5 protein-coding genes are annotated in these 8465 nt (G+C 68.9%); 3 read left to right on the top strand and 2 right to left on the bottom strand.

Annotated elements, in window-relative coordinates; genetic code table 11:
- On the bottom strand, positions 1–515 hold a 515-nt coding region (locus AB0L06_RS11430), incomplete at its 3' end, for an inositol-3-phosphate synthase (RefSeq protein ID WP_500230858.1).
- 115 nt (positions 516–630) lie between these two features.
- Positions 631–1257, bottom strand: coding sequence for a PadR family transcriptional regulator (locus AB0L06_RS11425; protein ID WP_500230857.1), 627 nt, complete (start codon positions 1255–1257; stop codon positions 631–633).
- A 396-nt stretch (positions 1258–1653) separates the two neighbouring features.
- Between AB0L06_RS11425 and AB0L06_RS11420 the strand changes: the two genes are divergently transcribed.
- The 3 genes from AB0L06_RS11420 (at position 1654) to AB0L06_RS11410 (ending at position 8352) form a co-directional block, all read left to right on the top strand.
- Positions 1654–2031, top strand: a complete 378-nt coding sequence (locus AB0L06_RS11420; protein ID WP_500230856.1) for a DUF5318 family protein — start codon at positions 1654–1656, stop codon at positions 2029–2031.
- Between the two features lie 906 nt (positions 2032–2937).
- Positions 2938–5187 (top strand): transglycosylase domain-containing protein, encoded by a 2250-nt coding sequence (locus AB0L06_RS11415; protein ID WP_500230855.1) that lies wholly within the window; start codon positions 2938–2940, stop codon positions 5185–5187.
- Between the two features lie 372 nt (positions 5188–5559).
- Positions 5560–8352 carry a transglycosylase domain-containing protein gene (locus AB0L06_RS11410; protein WP_500230854.1) on the top strand — a complete coding sequence of 931 codons (2793 nt, stop codon included), beginning with the start codon at positions 5560–5562 and terminating at the stop codon, positions 8350–8352.
- Positions 8353–8465 lie beyond the last annotated feature (113 nt).

Genomic DNA, 8465 nt, shown 5'->3' with positions numbered 1-8465 from the left:
GCGGCCCACTCGGGGTCGGAGGCGATGAACACCGGCAGCGCGTTGACGAACGCGACCTTGGCGTCGATGGCGCACTGGGCGTAGAAGCGGTCGGCCTCTTCCGAGCCCACCGGCAGGTAGGACACCAGGACGTCGACCTTGGCGTCCTTGAGGGCCTGCACGACGTCGACCGGGGTCGCGTCGGACTCCTCGACCATGTCGCGGTAGTACTCGCCCAGACCGTCGTAGGTGTGGCCGCGCTGCACGGTCACGCCCGACGGCGGGACGTCGGCGAACTTGATCGTGTTGTTCTCGCTGGCGTGGATCGCCTCGGACAGGTCCATGCCGACCTTCTTGGCGTCCACGTCGAACGCGGCGACGAACTCGACGTCACCCACGTGGTACTCGCCGAACTGGACGTGCATCAGGCCGGGGACACGCGTCTCGGGGGCCGCGTCCTTGTAGAACTCGACACCCTGGACGAGCGAAGAGGCGCAGTTGCCCACACCCACGATGGCTACGCGCACCGAACCCATCCGGTAGCTCCTTCTCTGTAGCGGTTTGCGATCCTCGCCCGCCCCGGAGGGCGAACGCCACCTCTGCGGGACATGAGGTGGTGTTCACCTGTCCCTCTCGAGGCCGTGCCGCGTGTCAGCGGCCGGTCTCCCGAGGCATGTTCTGAATCGATTGATTACGTTCTGCTGTTCTGGCTTGTTCCTGCTCGGCCCGCTCGCGCCCGATCAGCTCGTTGAGCCATCGGACCTCGCGCTCGACGGACTCGAGCCCATGGTTCTGCAGCTCGAGCGTGTACGAGTCGACCCGCTCGCGGGTCCGCGCCAGCGCGACGCGGACGCTCTCCAGCCGCTCCTCCAGCCGGCTGCGCCGGCCTTCGAGGATCCGCAACCGCACGTCGGCGCGGGTGTGCGAGAAGAAGGCGAAGTGAACGCCGAACCCCTCGTCCTCCCACGACGCCGGGCCGGCCTCGGTGAGCAGCTCCTCGAGCCGCTCCTTGCCGTCGGCGGTGAGCTTGTACACGATCTTCGAGCGCCGGCTCTGCAGTGCCAGCGGCACCGTCGGCTCCTGCGGCCGGTCCTCGACGATGAGCCCCTTGGCGAGGAGCTGCTTGAGGCACGGGTACAGCGAGCCGTACGAGAACGCGCGGAACATGCCGAGCAGGATGTTGAGCTGCTTGCGCAGCTCGTACCCGTGCATCGGGGACTCGTGAAGCAGCCCGAGCACGGCGAGCTCCAGCACGCCCGCGCCCTTCTTGCCCGCCATGAGCCCGTCCCGTTCGTCCGCGGAGCCGATGTCTCCATGTGATGTATCGAGTGAATGTATCGACTCGATACATCTGAAAGATACGTACCGTCGCGCCTCCTGGCAAGTCCGCCCCGATGTGATCGCGGCCGCACACACCGGGCGTCCCACCCCTGACGTGCTCCTTCTCTCGCAGTCCGACCCCGCCGGCCTCCGCCGACGGACGCGCTGACACCGTTCCTTCGCAGTGCGGTAGACGACTGTCGGATGCGAAGAGGCAACGCTGTGTAGCGGAGGGGGCGATCTCCGGCGGGGTGGCAGGCGTCCCCGAGGCGGAGCGGGCGATCTTCCACAGCCGGGCGGCCGGGCTTACCCTGCTGGCATGCGGGCCGGACACGGTGCTCGGGACCGCCGCCCATGAGGCCGCGGCTGGTCGTCGACTACGGCCTGGCCAAGCGCGCGGCCCTCGCCGGACTGCGTTCCGGACACCTGACCAGGGCGGACGCCTGCGACGCCCAGCCCTACCTCCTGCGCGCGGCCCGGTTCCACGGGGAACCGACCGAGGCGCCCTGCCCGGTCTGCCACGCCGTCCCGCTCACGCTCGTCCGGTACGTCTACGGGGACGAGCTCGGACGGCTCGCCGGGCGGGTCACCGGGCACGCCGAGCTGGCCGAGATGGCGCGCCGCTACGGCGAATTCAGGGTCTTTGTGGTCGAGGTATGCCAGAGTTGTGCCTGGAACCACCTGTTGCGTTCCTATGTCCTCGGTCACGGAGATCCGCCGCCTGACCGGTGAGCCCGTCCACACGCGGGGACCCCCCGCTGGACCTGCCCGTTCACCGGCCGCGGCCCACGTGCGCGCCGCCGCGCGCCGCGCCAAGGTCTCGTCGGCACCCGGCACGTGCCTCTCCCGTTCCCCGAGGGTCCCAGTACTCTTCCGACACCACACCTGTCGTAGTTCCCTGCCGAACGAGGTCACGTGAGCACTCCAGGCCAGCCCCGACCGGAACCCGGTCCGCTGCGGCCGGGCGGACGGCACGTCCCCGCGCCCGGCGGCAGCCCGGACATGCCGGCGAGCACCCCTCCGAACCCCGGCCGCGACGCCTCCGGCGCCTTCGGCGGCCCCGGCGGCAGCGCGCCCCCGGGCGGCTCCCCGCCGTCCGCGGGACCAGGTGAACAGGGCATCCCGTCAGGGGGCTTCGGAGCCCCGCCCGGCACGAGCCCTCCGCTGGGCGCGCCGTCCTTCGGCGGCCAGGGAACTCCGGGCGGACCCGGCGCGACGGCGAGCTTCGACACGCCTGGCCTTCCCCCCAACCCCGGCCCGAACGGCCCGAACGGCCCGAACGGCCCGGGAGGGCCTGGAGGGCCTGGAGGGCCTGGAGGACCGAACAGCTTTGGGATGCCCGGGACCGGTGGGCCTGGCGGTCCTGGTGGGCCGGGGATGAAGCCCGCCGGTGCTCCGAGGGGGCTGCCGGGCGAGGGCGCCGTGCCCGGCGTGTTCACGTTCGGCTACGGCGAGCCCGAAGGACCGCGCGGTCCCGGAGGGCCTGGCGGTCCCGGAGGTCCTCGGGGCCCCGGCGGACCGGGTGGCCCGGGCGGGGGTGGACGCCGGCGGAAGCCGCCGGAGAACGGTCCGCGGCACTGGTACGACCATCTGCGGTCCCGGAGGACCGGATGGCGGCGGTTCCTGCCGTCCTGGAAGTTGGTCGTCGGATCAGGGCTGCTCGTCTCGGCGGGCCTCGGCACGATGATCGGCATCGCGTACGCGCAGACGCCCGTCCCGGACGAGGGGAACGCGGACGCGACGAAGACCGCCGCGATCTTCTACTACAACGACGGCAAGACCGAGGTCGGCCGGATCGGCAAGAACCGCGTCACGGTCCCGATCAGCAAGGTGCCGAAGGACGTCCAGTACGCGGTCGTCGCCGCCGAGAACCGCTCGTTCTTCAGTGACAGCGGCTTCTCGGTCTCGGGCATCAGCCGCGCCGTGTGGACGAACGTGTCCGGCGGCGACACGCAGGGCGGATCGACGATCACCCAGCAGCTCGCGAAGAACTACTACCTGAACGACAAGCGGACGATGGGCCGCAAGTTCCAGGAGCTGTTCATCTCGCTGAAGCTGGAGGACAAGCTCGGCAGCAAGGACAAGATCCTCGAGCTGTACCTGAACACGATCTACTTCGGCCGCAACTCCTACGGCATCGAGGCCGCGTCCAACACCTACTTCGGCAAGCACGTCAGCGAGCTCAAGCCGGACCAGGGCGCGCTGCTCGCCGCGATCATCCAGCAGCCGGGCAAGTACGACCCGCGCAGCGGCAACAAGCAGTGGGCGGCCGAGACCAAGGCGCGCTACCTGTACGTCCTGGACGGGATGCACAAGATGCATCACCTGACCGACCAGCAGTTCGCGCAGTACAGCAAGCAGATGCCCGAGACGAAGCCGATCGGCGGTCCGTCCACGTTCGGCGGGTGGCGCGGCTACATCATCAAGCGCTCGCTGAAGGAGCTGGACCGGCAGGGCATCGACGAGCAGAAGGTCATCGAGAAGGGCCTGCGGGTCACCACGACCTTCGACAAGCGCAAGATGACCGCGGCGAAGGTCGCCGTCGAGAACACGGTTCCGGGCGTCGACCCCAACAAACTGCTGAAGAAGCACATCCGGCTCGGGTTGGCGTCGGTCAATACGAACAACGGCGAGGTCGAGGCCATCTACGGTGGCCCGAGCTACCTGAAGGACTCCTACGACAACGTCTGGATGGGCAGTGCCCAGGCCGGTTCGGCGATGAAGCCGTACGTCCTGGCCGCCGCGCTGGAGAAGGGCTACGGCCTGAAGAGCCTGGTCGAGGGACGATCCGGCATGGGCTTCGACAGCGACGGCAAGTCGGTCAAGGGCGGTGCGCCGAACGACGTGACGCAGGGCGGTCTACCGAACTCCCACAGCGCCAAGGGCGGGATCACCCTCATCCAGGCGATGAAGGAATCGACGAACACCGCGTTCGCGCAGCTGGCGATAAAGACCGGTCCGTCCCAGATCGTCTCGATGGCCGAACAACTCGGCGTGAGCTCCGACATGGTCGACAGTTACAAGGGCCAGTACGGCATCGCGCTGGGCATCAACAACATCCGGCCGATCGAGCAGGCGTCCGGGTACTCGGTGTTCGCCAACGGCGGCACCTACTACCAGCCGCACGTGCTCCGCAAGGTCACCACGGCGGACGGCAAGGTCTACCAGAAGCTGGACTGGCAGGTGAAGCGGGCCGCGCTGTCCAAGCCGATCACGCAGGACGTCACCTACGCGCTGCAGCAGCCGGTGAAGCCCGGCGGCACCGCGCCGTCGGCGGCGCTGTCGGACCGTCCGGTGGCCGGTAAGACCGGCACGACCGACAAGAACGTCGCGACCTGGTTCGTCGGATACGTCCCGCAGATCTCGACGGCCGTGACGATGTACAACAACGACCGGAAGACGCTGGTCGTCCCGGGCATCGGCGAGGTCGTCGGCGGAAGCGTCCCGGCGAAGATCTGGCACGCGTACATGGCCGAGGCGACCAAGGGCATGGCGGCGGAGCAGTTCCCGCCGCCCGCGTGGGTAGGCACCCCGCAGAAGTGGGTGGACGTCTACAAGGAGAAGAAGAAGGACAAGCGTCCGCCGTGGTGCGACCACAACCCGTGGGCGCAGTACGACCCGAAGTGCCGCGGCGACGGCAACGGGGGCGGTAACGGAGACGGCAACGGGAACGGTCAGCAGCCGTGTCAGTCGCCCTTCCCGGACGGCAACTGCAACCCGAACCTGCCGCCGTCCAACCCGCCGCCGCAGTGGTGGTGCTCCCTGCACAACGGAGACCAGCGCTGCAAGGGGCACAAGAAGGGACGGGGCGGCAACGGTCCGGTCTTCCCGAACTCCGTGACGGACCGTCCGCGGATGCTCGTGACACCTCCGAGGACACGACCATGACCCCGGATCTGACCGGCTGACGACGAGCCCGGCCCGACAACCTGTCGGGTCGGGCTCGCGTCATGTCAAGGGAGTGAGAAGTCGGTCATCTACCCCAAGTGGCTGGAATGGCACTCAGCGTGATCCGGCTCATTTGATGACAAAAGCGTAAAACCACTCCTGAACAGGGACTATTAGTGTCGTTCCCTCGTTGATCCGACGTCCGGGACCGTCAGGGCCGCCCCCAGCGCCCCGTGGTGAGCAGTACTCTCGGACGACGCACAGACGTACCCCCACCAATGAGGTCGTGTGAGTTACCGAAGCCAATACGGACCGGAAAACGGAGAGGGCCCGCCCCTGGGGCAGGGTCCCAGCCGCCCCGGCGGTAGCGCCATGCCCCCCGGCCGGGGTACACCGAACGGTGACTCCGGCGCCCCCGCCCGCGGCCGCAGACCGGCACGCGTCGGAGGCCGGGGCGCGCCGTCCCGCCAGGGCGGAGGCAGGCAGGCCGGTGGCCGCCGCGCCGCCCCCCAGAACGCACCACGCCGCGCCGCCCCCGGCGTCGGCAGCCCGGGTGGCCCCGGAGGTCCTGGCGGCCCCGGCCGTCCGGGCGGCGGCGGCCCAGGTGGCCCGGGCGGGCCAGGTGGTTTCGGCGGTCCGGGGGGTCCCGGCGGCCCAGGCGGACCCGGAGGTCCTGGCGGCCCCGGCGGATCCGGCGACTTCTGGGGCTCGGAGGAGACCGAGGGTCGGCGCGGACGCGGCGGAGGCGGCGGTGGCGGCAAGAAGGGCAAGCCGCGCAAGGAGGGCTGGCGCCGCTACGTCCCGTCCTGGAAGATCGTCGCCGGTGTCACCGCGATCTGCGTGCTGGCCTTCTCGACGCTGATCGTCGTCGGCTACATGCTCACCGGCGTCCCCACGCAGGCCCAGAACGGCGTGAACGACCAGGGCACGACGATCATGTACGCGAACGGCACCACGCCGATCGCCCGGACCGGCACTCACCGGCAGAGCGTCAAGATCAATGACATCCCGCCGGTCGTCCAGAAGGCGGTGCTCGCCGCCGAGGACCGCAACTTCTACAGCGAGACCTGGGGTGTCTCGCCCACGGGCCTCGCCCGCGCCGTCTACAAGACGGCGAGCGGCGGCGACGTCCAGGGCGGTTCGACCATCACCCAGCAGCTCGCCCGGAACTACTACCAGGGCTTGAGCCGGGACAAGACGATGAGCCGGAAGGTGAAGGAGATCTTCATCTCCATCAAGCTCCGGCGCAAGGTCAAGGCGAACCAGATCCTGGAGATGTACCTGAACACGGTCCCGTTCGGGCGTAACGCCTACGGGATCCAGGCCGCCTCGCAGTCCTACTTCAGGAAAGACGTCAAGAAGCTCAACTACTCGGAGGCCGCGATGCTCGCGGCGATGATCCAGCGGCCGAGCTTCTTCGCCACCCAGCCCCAGGGCAACACGATCAACTACAGGCTCCTGGTCGAGCGCTGGCACTACGTCCTGAGCGGCATGGTCAAGATGGGCGTCATCACCGACCAGCAGAACCAGAGCGCCAAGTTCCCCAAGACCACCCACGCGTGGAGCGACGTCAAGGGCAACGCCCAGGCCGTCTACATCCAGCAGCGGGTGACCGCGGAGCTGCAAGGGCTCCACCTTGACTCGAACTGGGACAAGGACGGTGGGCGGATCACCACGACCATCGATCCCAAGTGGATGGGCTACGCCGCGGACGCCGTCAAGGAATCGGACGTCAAGTCGTGGCCCAAGAACATCTACAGCGGGCTCATCGCCGTCGACCCGAGCAATGGTGAGATCAAGGCCTTCTACGGCGGCGACAAGAAGCACAACGGGGACTACGACACCGTCTTCCGCCCCAGCGCCCAGGCCGGTTCGTCCTTCAAGCCGTACGTCCTGGCGACCGCGCTCAAGCAGGGCTACAGCATCAAGTCCACGATCGACGGCCACTCGCCGCAGTGCTTCGACGGCGAAGGCGAGAACATCCCCGGTGCGACGGACCGGTCGACCTGCTTCGCCAAGGGCGGATATCCCGTCCAGAACGACGCGGGTGACGGCCCGATGGGCACCATCGATCTGATCAAGGCCACCGAGAAGTCGGTCAACACCGCCTACGTCAAGCTCGGCATCAAGCTGCACACCAGCGAGGTCGCCAAGACGGCCGAGGAGTTCGGGGTCCCCGACTCCTCCCTTAAGCCGCACGCGCTGGCCGGCGGCGGCTACAAGGCGGGTATCGCCCTCGGTATCGCCGACGTTCCCGCGGTCAACCAGGCGGCCGGCTACGCTGCCTTCGCCAACGGCGGCATGAAGGTCACCCCGCACCTGATCAAGCGGATCGAGCGTTACAACGTCCAGAAGAAGGCGTGGGAGGACGTCAAGCTCTCCGCGGACACGCAGAAGCAGCTGAAGCCCCAGCGGATCATGGACCAGGATCTCGCCTACCAGGCCGACACGGCGATGCAGGCGGTGGTGCGCAGCGGTACCGCGACGGGGGCACAGCTCAGCGACGGACGCCAGGTGGCCGGCAAGACCGGTACCACCGAGCAGAACGTCGCCGCCTGGTTCGTCGGTTACGTCCCGCAGCTGTCCACAGCCGTGACGATGTTCAACAAGGATCACAAGACGATCCAGGGCATCCCCGGTTTCCAGGGCAACAGCGTCTACGGTGGCACGATCCCCGCGAAGATCTGGAAGTCCTTCATGGAGAAGGTCATCCACGGGGAGAACCTCCCGGCGAAGCCGTTCCCGGAGCCGAACTACAGCGGCACCCAGCCCAAGCAGTGGGACGCGCCGAAGCCGGCGGAGACGCCGACCGACTCGCCGACCGACACCCCGAGCTGCCCGCCCGGCGAGACTCCGGGCCCGGGCAAGTCGCACAAGTGCAAGCCGGTCACCCCGACCAGCCCGACCTCGCCGCCCCCGTCGTCCACCTCGCCGCCGCCGAGCGGCAACCGGCCGCCGTGCCAGCAGGGTCAGGACCCGCCGATCTGCGACCCGAACAAGCCGCCGAACGGCGAGGGCAACCCGCAGCCGCCCTGGTGGTGCCATGATCACCGGAACAACCCGAACTGCGACCAGGGGCCCGGCCCCGGGCCCGGCGGTCCGAACGGGCTCCAGCCGCAGGCGCTTCCCCAGTACGCGGGGACGCCTCCGCGCGAGATCGAGTGAGCGGGACACCGAGCTGAAAGCGCCGACGCGGGCCGCCGTCCAGAAATGGGCGGCGGCCCGCGCCGTTTCCCGGCCGCGTAGACGACAAGGCGCGTCGCTCCCGAAGGGAGAGG

It is taken from the genome of Spirillospora sp. NPDC052269, assembly GCF_040679435.1.
In the GTDB taxonomy this organism is placed as follows: Bacteria; Actinomycetota; Actinomycetes; order Streptosporangiales; family Streptosporangiaceae; genus Spirillospora.
The sequence above is the reverse complement of the archived record's forward strand: the minus strand, read 5'-3'. Positions and strand labels throughout refer to the sequence as shown.

What these genes read in the sequence shown, in the direction of transcription:
- AB0L06_RS11410 (WP_500230854.1), top strand. Translation starts at nt 5,560, where the DNA reads ATGCCCCCCGGCCGGGGTACACCGAACGGTGACTCCGGCGCCCCCGCC.
- AB0L06_RS11425 (WP_500230857.1), bottom strand. Translation starts at nt 1,257, where the DNA reads ATGGCGGGCAAGAAGGGCGCGGGCGTGCTGGAGCTCGCCGTGCTCGGG.
- AB0L06_RS11420 (WP_500230856.1), top strand. Translation starts at nt 1,654, where the DNA reads ATGAGGCCGCGGCTGGTCGTCGACTACGGCCTGGCCAAGCGCGCGGCC.